Annotated in this window: 10 protein-coding genes and 1 tRNA gene; 3 read left to right on the forward strand and 8 right to left on the reverse strand. The window is 37.9% G+C overall.

What is annotated here, in order from left to right:
* Nucleotides 1–67 precede the first annotated feature (67 nt).
* Complete coding sequence (locus V3Z67_RS05050) at nucleotides 68–3,085, forward strand: type I restriction endonuclease subunit R (protein WP_330442281.1); 3,018 nt, start codon at nucleotides 68–70, stop codon at nucleotides 3,083–3,085.
* 395 nt (nucleotides 3,086–3,480) lie between these two features.
* Here the strand turns inward: V3Z67_RS05050 and V3Z67_RS05055 are convergent.
* The 4 genes from V3Z67_RS05055 to V3Z67_RS05070 all read right to left on the reverse strand — a co-directional run bounded on the left by V3Z67_RS05055 (nucleotide 3,481) and on the right by V3Z67_RS05070 (nucleotide 6,609).
* Nucleotides 3,481–3,568: transfer RNA gene (locus V3Z67_RS05055), tRNA-Ser, on the reverse strand.
* A 47-nt stretch (nucleotides 3,569–3,615) separates the two neighbouring features.
* Complete coding sequence (locus V3Z67_RS05060) at nucleotides 3,616–4,647, reverse strand: asparaginase (RefSeq protein WP_330442282.1); 1,032 nt, start codon at nucleotides 4,645–4,647, stop codon at nucleotides 3,616–3,618.
* Nucleotides 4,637–5,773, reverse strand: a complete 1,137-nt coding sequence (locus V3Z67_RS05065; protein WP_330442283.1) for a 1-acyl-sn-glycerol-3-phosphate acyltransferase — start codon at nucleotides 5,771–5,773, stop codon at nucleotides 4,637–4,639. The genes V3Z67_RS05060 and V3Z67_RS05065 overlap by 11 nt, the downstream gene beginning before the upstream one ends.
* A gap of 68 nt (nucleotides 5,774–5,841) precedes the next feature.
* Nucleotides 5,842–6,609 (reverse strand): TatD family hydrolase, encoded by a 768-nt coding sequence (locus V3Z67_RS05070; RefSeq protein ID WP_330442492.1) that lies wholly within the window; start codon nucleotides 6,607–6,609, stop codon nucleotides 5,842–5,844.
* A gap of 96 nt (nucleotides 6,610–6,705) precedes the next feature.
* Between V3Z67_RS05070 and V3Z67_RS05075 the strand changes: the two genes are divergently transcribed.
* Both V3Z67_RS05075 and V3Z67_RS05080 read left to right on the forward strand, forming a co-directional pair.
* Complete coding sequence (locus tag V3Z67_RS05075; RefSeq protein WP_330442284.1) at nucleotides 6,706–7,143, forward strand: retropepsin-like aspartic protease; 438 nt, start codon at nucleotides 6,706–6,708, stop codon at nucleotides 7,141–7,143.
* 65 nt (nucleotides 7,144–7,208) lie between these two features.
* Nucleotides 7,209–7,661, forward strand: a complete 453-nt coding sequence (locus V3Z67_RS05080) for a hypothetical protein (RefSeq protein ID WP_330442285.1) — start codon at nucleotides 7,209–7,211, stop codon at nucleotides 7,659–7,661.
* 50 nt (nucleotides 7,662–7,711) lie between these two features.
* On the opposite strand, the gene V3Z67_RS05085 is transcribed toward V3Z67_RS05080, so the two are convergent.
* The 4 genes from V3Z67_RS05085 to V3Z67_RS05100 all read right to left on the reverse strand — a co-directional run bounded on the left by V3Z67_RS05085 (nucleotide 7,712) and on the right by V3Z67_RS05100 (nucleotide 13,537).
* Nucleotides 7,712–8,662, reverse strand: a complete 951-nt coding sequence (locus V3Z67_RS05085) for a hypothetical protein (RefSeq protein ID WP_330442286.1) — start codon at nucleotides 8,660–8,662, stop codon at nucleotides 7,712–7,714.
* A 227-nt stretch (nucleotides 8,663–8,889) separates the two neighbouring features.
* A complete protein-coding gene (locus tag V3Z67_RS05090; protein ID WP_330442287.1) occupies nucleotides 8,890–9,258 on the reverse strand; it encodes a hypothetical protein in 369 nt (122 codons plus the stop codon).
* A 218-nt stretch (nucleotides 9,259–9,476) separates the two neighbouring features.
* Nucleotides 9,477–10,703, reverse strand: a complete 1,227-nt coding sequence (odhB, locus tag V3Z67_RS05095) for a 2-oxoglutarate dehydrogenase complex dihydrolipoyllysine-residue succinyltransferase (RefSeq protein WP_157484154.1) — start codon at nucleotides 10,701–10,703, stop codon at nucleotides 9,477–9,479.
* A 56-nt stretch (nucleotides 10,704–10,759) separates the two neighbouring features.
* Nucleotides 10,760–13,537 (reverse strand): 2-oxoglutarate dehydrogenase E1 component, encoded by a 2,778-nt coding sequence (locus V3Z67_RS05100; protein WP_330442288.1) that lies wholly within the window; start codon nucleotides 13,535–13,537, stop codon nucleotides 10,760–10,762.
* Between the last annotated feature and the right edge of the window lie 76 nt (nucleotides 13,538–13,613).

The following is a 13,613-nucleotide window of genomic DNA, read 5'->3' on the forward strand; positions in this document are numbered from 1 at the left end:
TAAAGATAAAGTAGTAGGTTAAGTTAAAGATTATACACACTTGACAACTACAGATAAAAATAAAGGTATGGCAATACATACAGAACTAACTTTTGAAGCTGCTATAGAAGCTTCTTTATTAGAACATGGAGGTTATGTAAAAGGCTTCTCACAAGACTTTAATCCAAACATGGGTATATTCCCAAGTTATGTAACATCATTTCTTAAAGAGTCACAGCCTAAAGCTTGGGATAAAATCTCAGCTATGCATAAAGAGGAAGTAGAACAGAAAGTAATACAAAGGTTGCTTAAAGAGCTTGACTTAAGAGGCTCCCTTGATGTTATACGTAAAGGTTTTACAGACTATGGGGTTAAATTTAACATGGCTTACTTTCAACCGGAAACCAGCTTAAACCCCGAAGCATTTACATTATACCAAAAAAACCATTTAAGTGTCACCAGACAGCTTTATTATGAGCGTAAGGGCAAGAACTCGCTTGACATGGTATTATCTCTTAATGGGCTTCCTATAGCTACAATAGAGCTTAAAAATCAGTTCACAGGCCAGTCTATTGATAATGCACAAAAACAGTATGTATATGACCGAGAACCTTCAGAACCAATATTCCAATTTAAAAAACGTTCGTTAGTTCATTTTGCTGTAGATACCGATGAGTGCTATATGACAACTAATCTTGCAGGAAAAAACACTCGTTATTTACCCTTCAACCTGGGTTCTGATAACGGAGCAGGAAACCCGGTAAATAGAAACGGTTACAGAACATCTTACCTATGGGAATATGTTTGGGCTAAAGACAGTTTCATGGATATTTTAGCACGATTCCTACACCTCAAAGTAGAAGAGTTTACACTTAATGGTGTAAAGAAAAAAAAGGAATCATTAATTTTCCCCCGCTATCATCAGTTAGATGTAGTAAGAGAGGTGGTAAAAGATGTAAGGGAGAAAGGTGCCGGGCAAAACTACCTTATACAGCATTCGGCAGGTTCCGGTAAATCTAACTCAATTGCATGGCTCTCCTACAGGCTTTCAAGCCTCCATAGTAAAGCAGACGAAAGGATATTTGATTCTGTCATTGTCATAACCGACAGGAAGGTACTGGATAGCCAATTACAAGACACCATATACCAGTTCGAGCATAAAATGGGGGTGGTTCAAAAGATTGACAAAAACTCTCAACAATTAGCCGATGCAGTTACGGCAGGTGCTAATATCATCATAACCACATTACAAAAGTTTCCGTTTATACTCGACAAGATTGGAGAACTCCCCAACCGTAAATATGCTGTTATTGTAGATGAAGCACACTCATCTCAAGGAGGTGAGGCAACTAAAAAGATGAAGGAGGTGCTTTCTGCGAAGTCGTTAGAAAGTGCTGAAGAAGAGGAATTATATTCAGGACTTGATGAAGATGCTGAAGACCAGATAAGGAAGTCGATGGCAGCCCGGGGCAGGCAGGACAATCTTAGTTTTTTTGCATTTACAGCAACACCTAAAGCCAAGACTGTTGAAGTATTTGGCACAATAAAAGATACATCAGGAAAACCCAAGCCTTTTCACCTCTATTCTATGAAGCAGGCTATCGAAGAGAAGTTTATTTTAGATGTGTTAGAAAATTACACTACTTATAAAACCTATTTCAGGCTATCTAAGAAGATAGAAGATGACCCTAATGTAAATAAAAAGAAAGCTGCAAGAGCTATAGGCAGGTTTCTATCTCTACATCCACATAATCTTGCACAGAAAACAGAGGTAATGGTAGAGCATTTTAGGCAGGTAGTTTCAAAAAAAATTGGTGGTAAGGCTAAGGCTATGGTGGTAACAGGTTCCAGACTACATGCCGTCCGTTATAAAGATGAGTTTGACAAATACATACAGGCTAAAGGTTATAATGACATTAAAACCCTTGTAGCATTTTCGGGAAAGGTTATGTATGATGTTTTTCCTGAAGGAGTAACAGAATCAGAAATAAATGGCTTTGGAGAAAAAGAATTACCTAACAAATTTGCATCAGAAGAATATCAATTACTGATAGTGGCTGATAAATACCAGACAGGATTTGACCAACCTCTTTTACACACTATGTATGTAGATAAGAAGCTCTCTGGCGTTAAGTGTGTACAAACTCTCTCAAGACTAAATAGGATGCATGTGGGTAAGGAAGATACTTTTGTCCTCGACTTTGCAAACGAGACACAAGATATACTGGATTCTTTCCAACCTTACTACGAGCTTACTACAATTGAATCATCAACCGACCCTAACCACTTATATGACCTGAAGACAGAAATAGAAAAAGGTCAGGTAATCTGGGAAAGTGAAGTTGACAGCTTTTGTAATATATTTTTTAAGTCTGCCGTAGAACTGTCTGTAAAAGAGCAAGCAAAACTTAACGCATATATAGATCCGGCAGTAGAAAGATTTAAAGGGTTACCTCAAGAAAACTCAGAGCAAGATACAATCAGCAATCAAATCAATCAGGAAAACTTTAAACATGCATTACAGTCCTTTGTAAGACTATACTCCTTCCTGACACAAATAATGCCCTTCTCCGATATTGATTTAGAGAAGCTATATGTATATGGCAGATTCCTTTTAAAAAAGCTTCCAAGGGGTTCTAAAGACGTTTTTAAGCTTGGTGATGAGGTTTCATTGGAATATTACAGACTTGACCTAATATCAAAACAAAAACTTGTTTTAGAGCCCAAAGGTGAATACGATATTACCGGAGGAGGAAGTGCCGGGATAAGACTTCAAAATAAAGAAGAACAAGCAGCACTCTCAAGCATCGTGGAATTACTTAACAAAAAATTCCAAACTGAATTTACAGAAGCAGACAGATTATTCTTCGAACAGATTGAAAAAGAGCTATTAAAAGATGAGAGACTAAAGGAACAGGCAAAAGCTAACACCGAAGAAAACTTTGGTTATGGCTTCTATGACATTTTCCTTGACAAGTTAATTGCTCGCATGGAGCAAAATCAAGACATCTTCTCAAAAATCATGGATGACAAGGAGCTTGGAGGGCTTGTAACAAATTACTATAAGAAGAGAGTTTATAATACTTTAAGTAAGCAGCCATTATAAGAAAATTAACGACACATCACATACTGTATATGAAATAGCCCCTCCTTCTCAAAAAGGGAAATGTCTTTTTTTGAGGGGGTGGGGTCATCCAATAACTTAATTACTAAAAAAAATTTAGACTTTTTTATATTATCAACCCTGAGTACTGGCTATCCTAATAAGAGTTAATAGCAATATATATTGAACACCCCTTATTATATACCCTTTTACCCCTCCAAAGTAAGACATAATAATACGTTGATAATATCTGAGCAGCAGAATTTAACACTCCAAGTTACAGCATTCACTTACCCTTATACACTATACTCCTTTAAGAACATTGACTATATGTTGACTAATTTGTAAAAAATAAATCCTTACAAAACTGAATACCAGCTTCATAAGGATTTTATCAGCAGAGAGGAAGGGATTCGAACCCTCGATGCCCTTTTGGAGCATACACACTTTCCAGGCGTGCGCCTTCGACCACTCGGCCACCTCTCTAAATTATTGCGGCTGCAAAAATAGTATTAAATAGTTTATATCAAAAATTATTGTGACAATTCTCCACAAATAGGAGCTTCGAAGATTGTTTTAAAATCGGCTACAGGCGTACCTTTACCTAAAAGGTACATCAGTTTAGTTATGGCAGCTTCGGTAGTAATATCAGCCCCCGAGATAACCCCTATTTCCTTTAGCTTGGTACTGGTCTCATAATGTCCCATATTAACACTACCGCCCGAACATTGCGTTACATTTACAATGTACAGTCCGCGGTTAATGGCATCCTGCAGTATGTTTATAAACCAGTCTTCGGTAGGTGCATTGCCTGAACCATAGGTTTCCAGCACTACCCCTTTAAGTTCCGGAGTATTCAGTATGGAAGTAAGCACCTTTTCGTTAATGCCCGGAAATATTTTTATGATAACCACATTATCGTCCAGCTTATAATACACGTTAAGATCCTTGTTTCCGTCAGCTTTAAGCAGTAATTCCTTATTGATTTTTAAATGCACACCCGATTCTGCCAGTGGCGGATAGTTAGGCGATGTAAAGGCATTAAAATGCTCGGCACTAATTTTAGTTGTGCGGTTACCCCTGTACAGTTTGTATTCAAAATACAGTGATACTTCCCTAACGCCAGGATGATTGTTATGCCTTAACGAAGCGATTTGAATAGCTGTGATAAGGTTTTCTTTAGCGTCGGTACGCAGGTCACCAATAGGAAGCTGAGAACCTGTAAATACAACAGGCTTGTTAAGTCCTTCCAGCATAAAGCTCAATGCAGAAGCCGAGTATGACATGGTATCTGACCCGTGCAGGATAACAAATCCGTCAAAGTCATCATAATGCTCTTCTATCATTTTGGCCATTTGAGCCCATTGGGCAGTGTCCATGTTAGAAGAATCTATAGGAGTTTCAAAAGACACCGTTTCTATGTTACAGTCCAGCTGTTTTAGTTCGGGTATCCTTTGTAATAGTTTTTTAAAGTTGAAAGCTTTTAATACACCGGTTTCAAAATCTTTAACCATACCAATGGTACCTCCGGTGTAAATAAGTAATATAGTAGGCTTAGATTGCATTTTGATATTTCATTTTATTAACCACCGGATTGGCATACATAGCCAGGAAACCTTCTCTTAAAACCTTATTATCGTTATCAATACGCATTTCAAGGCGTCGTTCAAACAACTGTTTTTCCTTATCGGTATAATATTTTGAAAAACGGGTAGTATCGTTCAGTAAATCGTAAGCAATATAATTAGTAGGCCAAAGCTTGTATGTAGTAAGTATCGACTCGTCTATTACCTGAGCCAGTGCCTGTATTTGCTTGTTTTGATTATCAAACTCATCGGCAATCTTATCCAAATCGTCAGTAAGCATATCGCCCACATGGATATGGATTCTTTTCTTTTGCCCCATGATTCCGCTTAACAGCGTAATGAAATCCTCATTCTTTTCCTTAATGTAAATCTCATCTTTGGCTTTAGCCAAAAGCTGTGGCATTTTCAGCATATCGGTAGGATCATACTCATACGATATGGAAACCGGAACAATTTTAAGCTTTTTAAAATAATGCATAAGGTTCTTCTCGTCAGATCCCATTGCAAGCATTTTAAGCACACCCTGCTGGGTAGCATCGTCACCGTCTTTAGTTCTACCCTCGCGCTGTGCTATCCAAACCGAACGGTTTTCACGGTTAAGCAACTGGCAAATGTATTCAGACATCAGTTTAGAGCTTTGCAGTAATTCCCTTGGCGAAAGATTACGCTGTACCAAAAAGTTTCGGTTAAGTCGTGACAGCACATGTAAAAAGGTTTTCTGCACCAAGTTATCACCAATGGCAGAAGCCGTCATTACAAGTCCGTGATCGTATAATGAAACATTAAGCAGTGAGGTATCCAGTATTATATCCCTGTGGTTTGAAATAAACAGGTAAGGAGTATGCGGTTCCAGTTTTTCGAACCCTGAAGTGGTAAGGCCTTCTGAGCTTTTTTCCAACACCTTTTGTACGGCGTGGTAAATAAAATTAATCTGAAAATCCCTTTTAGAATGCGTCTTTCTCAGTTGCTCAGCCCACACCGTTTCTTCAACATCGGGGAAAGCAAAACTCATAAGCGCTTTCATCATAGGGTGATCTACAACGCTACAAATAGCTTCATTCACCTCGGTATCATAAAAGGGCCTGATATGGTCAAATTTCGACATGTACTTCTTTAGGGTTAAAACAGTTTACAAAAAAACAAAAAAAATATCAATTTTACAGGAATTCTGCGTTAAATCCCGAAAATATCCAAAGCATTCTTTGTTGTTATTTCGGCTATTTCAGTCAGGTTTTTATTATAAATAAGCGCCAGTTTTTCAGCTACCAGTTTAGTATAACTACTCTCGTTTCGCTTACCCCTGTGAGGCACAGGCGAAAGATAAGGCGAATCGGTCTCCAATACTATATTACTGAGTGGTATATCATTAAGAAACTGATCTATCTTACCGTTCTTAAAAGTTACCACCCCGCCAATACCTAATTTCATGTTATAGGATATAGCCTGCTGTGCCTGTTCAAAATTTCCGGTAAAGCAGTGGAAGATTCCAAACAGGTCGTCCCCTTTTTCAGACTCCAGTACTTCAAAAACCTCATCAAAAGCATCCCTGCAGTGAATGTTTATTGGCAAATTATATTTTTTAGCCAGCTGTATTTGGTGTTTAAAGGCATACTGCTGTTGCTTTAATGTCGATTTATCCCAATACAAATCAATACCTATTTCTCCCACGGCGGCAAACTTACGGCTGGCAAGTTCGCGCTCCACATGAGCCAGTTCTTCCTCATAATTATCTTTTACATAAGTAGGATGCAATCCCATCATTAAAAATACATTATCAGGATATTTAGCCTCAAGTTCATACATGGATTGGGTGTAAGATGAATCTATAGACGGAACAAACAAACGGGTAACTCCGGCATCAAAGGCACGTTGTATCATCTGGTCGCGGTCTTCGCTAAATTCTTCACTGTATAAATGGGTATGTGTATCTGTCAAAATCATCATAAAAGCTTTTGGGCTGCAAAATTACAAAGCCTTATGGTTTTTTGCCTTAATAATATCATATTTTAAAGTATTTTTGGAATGCAATAAAAAATTATGGAAAACTTACACCTCACACTTAAAGAAAAAGGCTACAAACGTATAAAATTTAAAATATCAAAAACACAACACCTTTTAATAAAAGGAAAAATAAACGGGATTGCAGGAACTTTTATCCTGGACACAGGAGCTTCAAACAGTTGTGTGGATTTTGAAGGCATTGAACGTTTTGAACTTAGCGCAGACGACTCTGACACTAAAGCTGCAGGAGCAGGAGGTATAGGTATGATCACACAAACATCGGTAAAAAATACCCTGCGACTGGGACACTGGAAGGACAAAAACTTCGGACTGGTAATTTTTGACATGTCTCACGTTAACGAAGCGCTTAGGCAATACAAAGCCAAACCTGTACAAGGTATTTTAGGCGCTGATATATTAATGAAAGGAAAAGCAATTATCGATTATTACAATCACTGCGTTTATCTAAAATAATACAACCTGACCTTTACACGTAGCTTTTTTCTGTATATTGCGCAACCAACCAAACAACTCAAATTATGAAAAAAGCACTTTCGCTGATACTTTTCAGCTTTATGACCGTTGCATTAACCTCATGCACCGAAGAAGACGATACCCCATCACAAGGAGGGTCGGTTAAGTTTAAACTTGAGGGAACACAAAAGGAACACGTTATTTGTATTATTACCCAAACAGAACCTCAACCGGGAGAAACCATACTGGTACTTACCTCATCAAATACCGAGGAAACAGGTGTTTTCCGTTACGAGATAGCCTTAGGGGACACCGGTAGCAACATTACACCCGACTTTATTGCTTACCAGCTTTCTAACAAAATGATGGTGGCTAATGAAGGTGAATACCAAACCAACGTATCTGTTAACAGCGACGGACATTTAAAAGGAACGTTCTCGGGCATCTTTAGAAGTAACCTCGCCAATGATGATGAATTTATCACCATTACCGATGGTACTTTTGATGTACACTACTAATATTTGATAGAGTATAAAAAAAAGCCCCTGCAATGCAGGGGCTTTTTTTATTATGCGGCTACGCTATCGCTATCACCACTAGAAGAATTCGAACTCCTTATAATCTCAACTGAAACCCTTATTAAAGATTCAAGAGTAGGTTCTCCATCAGAATACTCCACTAATGACGTCACATCGATATTAGATCTAATTTTAGACTTATCTTTTACATAAAATGTTTTATCTCTAGAATCAAGCGATAAAACAAAAGAAACTTCATCAAAAGACTCATTGAAAACCTGTACTTGCTGATAATCTAAATATCTTTCTCTATATAAACGATATAAAACATTTTTATAATCAACAGTAAGAGAATCGCTATTAAATCGTAAAATCCTCTCAAAAACCCCTGGATTAGGAGTCCCCTCGCTTAAAAGCTGCTCTTCAAAAGTAGAAAAAAGAGCCTTCCTTATTAACTTAATCTCTTTTAAATCACCAAATTCCAACATTCTGTTTAAAAGAAAATAATCTGGAGCATATTCTAACTTAACACGATAATCCAAAAAGCCTTTAAACTTTAAAAAGTCATTAAAAGAATTTTCTAAAACTCCTTTAATAGCATGATTCGATTTCTTTTGTATTACTACATATGCATATTTAGCACCTGAAGGAACATCAATATAGAAGAAAAAATTTCTACTTTGTAAATCACGTTCACCAACATTGAACAAAATATCATTAGTAACTCCTTCTTTAATCTTCAGTTTTTCGCCTGTATATGCCGAATCAAAATAGCCATACAAGTTTCTGTTATCGTTATTCAAGGTCTGAAGACCATCTAAGGTAAAAGTTCTAAGATTACCAGTACTATCAGTATAACTCACAATATTTCTATGAATATAGTCACAGTAGTCATTAATAGTATTTAATAAGTCGTCTTCTCCGTTAAAACGACTAAGAATTTGCTTCTCTGAAACTTTATTCGTCAGAGAAATTCTGTAAGAAACTAAAATTGTTTTCATTTCTTTTCTTATTTGTTTTTTTAAGCCTCTACGGTAATGAAGCGTTAAAACCGAATTTGATTTTTGGAAAAGAATTATTAAAAACTTATTTTTGTGGAAGTTTTTAACATGAGATGAGGTAATCTCAATTCATTCAATAAATTTAAAAGCTTTGGACGGCATTAAATTTAAAACTTATCAAATTTCCAAAGGGTGTTTATTCACCCTTTATTTATTTTCTATCCCTCTTACCTGCTTCTTTTAGTTAATAAATAAAACTCAATATCATTTTCAGTTTCTTTTTTAATATCGAAGATTATAGTTTCATTTTTATAATCTATACCTCTTTTATCAAAAACATACTTTAAATTTATATAGAAGTAATCACCAGCTTTTGAAACTTTAAAGGCTTTATCATTTTCTGGTGAAGACACCAAATACAAAAAATCGTCTTGATTTTCTTCATTAAAACCTACTAAAAAGTAAGTGTTCTCATTAATCCCTATAAATTCCTGAGCAGCAGCAGAAAAGCCCAATTTACCAGTTTTATGTATAGTCGCCTTTATAACTCCACCACCTTTACTTGCATCTTCAAAAAAAACAGCATCTAATTTCATAATACTTTATTTATAAAAACAAAGCTATACATATTTTCTTTAAAATACAATACGATAACACCTGTTTTATAAACATAATTTATTCTCTTATGCATTCTCTTTTAATTTTACACACAAAAAACGCACTTAATCGTATTTATTTACACTTTATCTGTTCGGTAAATAAAAAAAGCCCCTGCATTACTGCAGGGGCTTTTTCGTTGTATACTGACTTTTTATTATAGTTCTAACGCTTTTCTTGCATTACCATCCATAAGCAATTCTACCGGATTTTCTAATCCTTCTTTAACCGCTACTAGGAAACCTACAGACTCACGACCGTCAATAATTCTGTGGTCATAAGAAAGTGCCACATACATCATTGGGTGAATCTCAACTTTACCGTCTACAGCAATAGGACGCTCAATAATGTTGTGCATACCAAGAATACCTGATTGCGGAGGGTTAATAATTGGAGTAGATAACATACTACCAAATACACCACCGTTAGTAATAGTGAACGTACCACCTGTCATATCGTCTACAGTGATTTGTCCGTCACGCGCACGAAGGGCAAGACGCTTAATCTCTGCCTCAATACCACGGAAAGTTAATGCCTCAGCATTTCTTACCACCGGCACCATAAGTCCTTTAGGTCCTGACACTGCAATAGAAACGTCTACAAAGTCATAAGACACTTTGTAATCGCCATCCATCATAGAGTTTACATCAGGATATAGTTGTAATGCTCTAACAACTGCTTTAGTAAAGAATGACATAAAGCCAAGGCTTACACCAGCGTGTTTCGCTTTAAACTCATCTTTAAACTCAGCACGTACTTTGTTTATAGGCGTCATGTTCACCTCGTTGAACGTAGTAAGCATAGCTGTTTCGTTTTTAGCCGAAACCAAACGCTCTGCCACTTTTCTTCTAAGCATAGAAAGCTTAGTACGCTCACTGGCACGGTTACCACCTGTAGGAGTACCCATAGAGGCTTTTGCATTTACAGCATCATCTTTAGTTACTCTACCGCCTTTACCTGTACCTGTTACAGTAGCAGGATCAATGTTTTTCTCGTCTAATATTTTTCTTGCCGCAGGCGAAGGTGTTCCTGTAGCATATGTTTTCTCTGCAGGAGCTTCTTTCTTAGGCTCTTCTTTTTTCTCTTCAGCTTTTGGAGCCTCTTCTTTTTTCTCCTCTTTAGCAGGAGCAGATCCTTCCGGTTTTGCCGCACCAGTATCTATAAGGCAAACAACCTGGCCTACAGCTACTGCATCTCCTTCTTCAGCTTTTAGTGTAATGATACCGCTAGCCTCAGCAGGAAGTTCTAGTGTTGCTTTATCTGAATCAACTTCGGCAATTGCCTGGTCTTTTTCTACATAATCCCCGTCACTTACCAGCCATGTTGCAATCTCAACTTCTGTTATTGATTCCCCCGGCGAAGGAACTTTCATTTCTAAAATCATGTCAGTATAATTTTATTTGCGTTGTTGTTAATCTATTGAAAATCAAAAATACGATATTAATTAAATAAATCTTTATCAAAAACCATTGCTATAGCAGTAGCATGACGTTTTTTAGCACGTGTATAACTACCTGCTGCAGGAGCACTATAGGCTTTTAATGATGCCACCCTGAACTTAACCTCGGTAAAGTTCATTAACATGTAGCTGTAAGCCCCCATGTTTCTTGGCTCTTCCTGCGCCCACACATAATCGTCGGCGTTAGAATATTTGGCAATCACCTCTTTTAACTGCTCTATCGGTAACGGAAACAGCTGCTCCAGCCTTACAAAAGCCACATCGTCACGACCAAGGTTTTCTCTTTCGGCTACAAGATCGTAGTAGAACTTACCGGTACAGAATACCAGTGTTTTTACTTTTTTAGCATCTGCTGCCGGATCGTCAAGCACCTCGTGGAATGTTCCTTCTGCAAGTTCCTCTACTGTAGAAACCGCTGCAGGGTGACGCAGTAAGCTCTTAGGTGTAAACACGATAAGTGGCTTTCTGAACGTGGTTTTCATCTGCCTTCTTAATAAGTGAAAGAAGTTAGCAGGCGTAGTACAGTCGGCTATATACATATTGTGGTTAGCACAAAGCTGCAGGTAACGCTCCATACGCGCAGAAGAGTGTTCTGCACCCTGACCTTCATAACCGTGTGGCAGTAACATTACAAGACCGTTTTGGTTATTCCATTTATCTTCGGCTGCCGAGATGTACTGGTCAATCATAATCTGAGCACCGTTTGAAAAATCACCAAATTGTGCTTCCCAAATAGTAAGTGTTCTTGGACTTGCCAATGCATAACCGTAATCAAAACCTACAACACCATACTCTGAAAGCAGTGAGTTATAAACCTGGAAATTACCGTTTTGCTCTTTAAGCCTGTTAAGTAGCACTACCTCTTCTTCAGAGTCTTCTACTTTAACAACAGCATGACGGTGAGAGAATGTACCCCTCTCCACATCCTGACCGGATAAACGAATGCTGTATCCTTCTGTAAGAAGTGATCCGTAAGCTAAAAGCTCACCCATTGCCCAGTCCAGCTTATCGTTATCGAAGTACATTGCCTTACGGTCGTTGATAAGCTTTTGTATCTTATTAATGAATTTTTTGTCTGTAGGAAGTTGCGTGATAACTTCAGCAATTTCGTCAAGCATCTCTTTAGAGAATGCCGTGTTTACTTTTTGAAGCATTTGCTCTTCTGTAGCCTGAGAGAACCCTTCCCACTCGTTTTGCATAAACGGAGTGATAATCGTAAGATCCTTTTTCCTTGAAGCCTCAAGGTTTTCTTCAAGCACAGCTTTGTACTGCTGCTCCAGCTCTTTCACAAAACCTTCCTGAATTACACCACTGCTTAAAAGCTCGGCAGCATAAATATCTCTTGGGTTTTTGTGCTTAGCGATTATTTTATAAAGTTTTGGCTGTGTGAAACGAGGCTCATCACCTTCGTTGTGTCCGTACTTTCTGTAACCTAAAAGATCAATAAATACGTCTCCGCCAAATTTCATTCTGTAGTCAAGCGCAAACAACATAGCGTGCACCACTGCCTCTACATCATCGGCATTTACGTGAAGTACCGGAGAAAGAGTAACCTTAGCAATATCTGTACAGTAAGTAGATGTACGTGCATCAAGGTAGTTAGTGGTAAAACCAACCTGGTTATTTACTACAAGATGGATAGTACCTCCGGTTTTGTAACCGTCAAGACCAGCCATTTGTACAATCTCATACACTATACCCTGGCCTGCAACCGCAGCATCACCGTGTAGCGCAATAGGAAGTACTTTAGAGTTGTCTTCAGGGTAATACTTATCCTGTTTTGCTCTTGCAATACCTTCAATCACTGCACCTACAGTTTCAAGGTGCGACGGGTTTGGTGCAAGGTTAATATTTATGTTTTTACCTGTTCTTGTTTTCTTGTCGGCAGTAAGACCAAGGTGGTATTTTACGTCACCGTCAAACAGGGCATCATCATCATAATCCTTTCCGTCAAACTCACTAAAGATATCTGATGTTGACTTACCAAAAATATTAGCAAGTACGTTTAGACGTCCCCTGTGTGCCATACCCATTACAAACTGCTCTACACCTTTTTCGGCAGCAGCCTCGACAAGGGCGTCAAGTGCCGGGATAAGAGCCTCTGCACCTTCAAGCGAGAAACGTTTTTGACCCACATACTTAGTATGAAGGAAGTTCTCGAAAGCAACAGCTTCGTTAAGTTTTAAAAGGATGTGTTTTTTAGCCTCATCAGAGAAAGCCGGTAAATTTTCATTTACACCAAGCCTGTCCTGAATCCACTTTCTAACCTCAGGGTTACGTATGTACATATACTCAACACCAATGTGCTGGCAGTATACTTTTGTTAAGTGATCGATGATTTGCCTAAGAGTAGAAGGCTGTAAATTGATCTCTTTTGCTGCATCAAAAACAGTATCTAAATCGGCGTTGGAAAGCCCGAAGTTTTCAAGCTCTAAGGTTGGAGTGTAAGTCCTTCTGTCCCTAACCGGATTGGTTTTGGTAAAAAGGTGTCCTCTTGTCCTGTAGCCTTCAATTAGGTTAAGTACCTTGAACTCTTTTTGTATCTTTTCAGGTACTCCCGAAAAGTCTGGCGCTGCTGTGCCATTTTGTTGTGGAGTGGCTTCAAATAAGCCTGACCCGTAATCCGAAGCTGCAAAGTCAAATCCCTGGAAAAAACTTCTCCAGCTAGGCTCTACACTGTCAGGATTTTCTATATATTGTTCATACAAATCTGCAAAAAAAGCAGTATGTGCTGCGTTTAAAAAGGAAAACCTGTCCATACTAATGTCTTTATGACCTTTGTTTTAAAAAATTTTATGCAAAAGTACAATATTTGTAATAATCTTTCAGTGTTTT

Origin of the sequence: Flavobacterium sp. C4GT6 (assembly GCF_036347315.1) — a bacterium.
In the GTDB taxonomy this organism is placed as follows: domain Bacteria; phylum Bacteroidota; class Bacteroidia; order Flavobacteriales; family Flavobacteriaceae; genus Flavobacterium.

What these genes read in the sequence shown, in the direction of transcription:
- V3Z67_RS05100 (WP_330442288.1), bottom strand. Translation starts at nt 13,537, where the DNA reads ATGGACAGGTTTTCCTTTTTAAACGCAGCACATACTGCTTTTTTTGCA.
- V3Z67_RS05065 (WP_330442283.1), bottom strand. Translation starts at nt 5,773, where the DNA reads ATGTCGAAATTTGACCATATCAGGCCCTTTTATGATACCGAGGTGAAT.
- V3Z67_RS05090 (WP_330442287.1), bottom strand. Translation starts at nt 9,258, where the DNA reads ATGAAATTAGATGCTGTTTTTTTTGAAGATGCAAGTAAAGGTGGTGGA.
- V3Z67_RS05060 (WP_330442282.1), bottom strand. Translation starts at nt 4,647, where the DNA reads ATGCAATCTAAGCCTACTATATTACTTATTTACACCGGAGGTACCATT.
- V3Z67_RS05080 (WP_330442285.1), top strand. Translation starts at nt 7,209, where the DNA reads ATGAAAAAAGCACTTTCGCTGATACTTTTCAGCTTTATGACCGTTGCA.
- V3Z67_RS05085 (WP_330442286.1), bottom strand. Translation starts at nt 8,662, where the DNA reads ATGAAAACAATTTTAGTTTCTTACAGAATTTCTCTGACGAATAAAGTT.
- odhB (WP_157484154.1), bottom strand. Translation starts at nt 10,703, where the DNA reads ATGATTTTAGAAATGAAAGTTCCTTCGCCGGGGGAATCAATAACAGAA.
- V3Z67_RS05070 (WP_330442492.1), bottom strand. Translation starts at nt 6,609, where the DNA reads ATGATTTTGACAGATACACATACCCATTTATACAGTGAAGAATTTAGC.
- V3Z67_RS05050 (WP_330442281.1), top strand. Translation starts at nt 68, where the DNA reads ATGGCAATACATACAGAACTAACTTTTGAAGCTGCTATAGAAGCTTCT.
- V3Z67_RS05075 (WP_330442284.1), top strand. Translation starts at nt 6,706, where the DNA reads ATGGAAAACTTACACCTCACACTTAAAGAAAAAGGCTACAAACGTATA.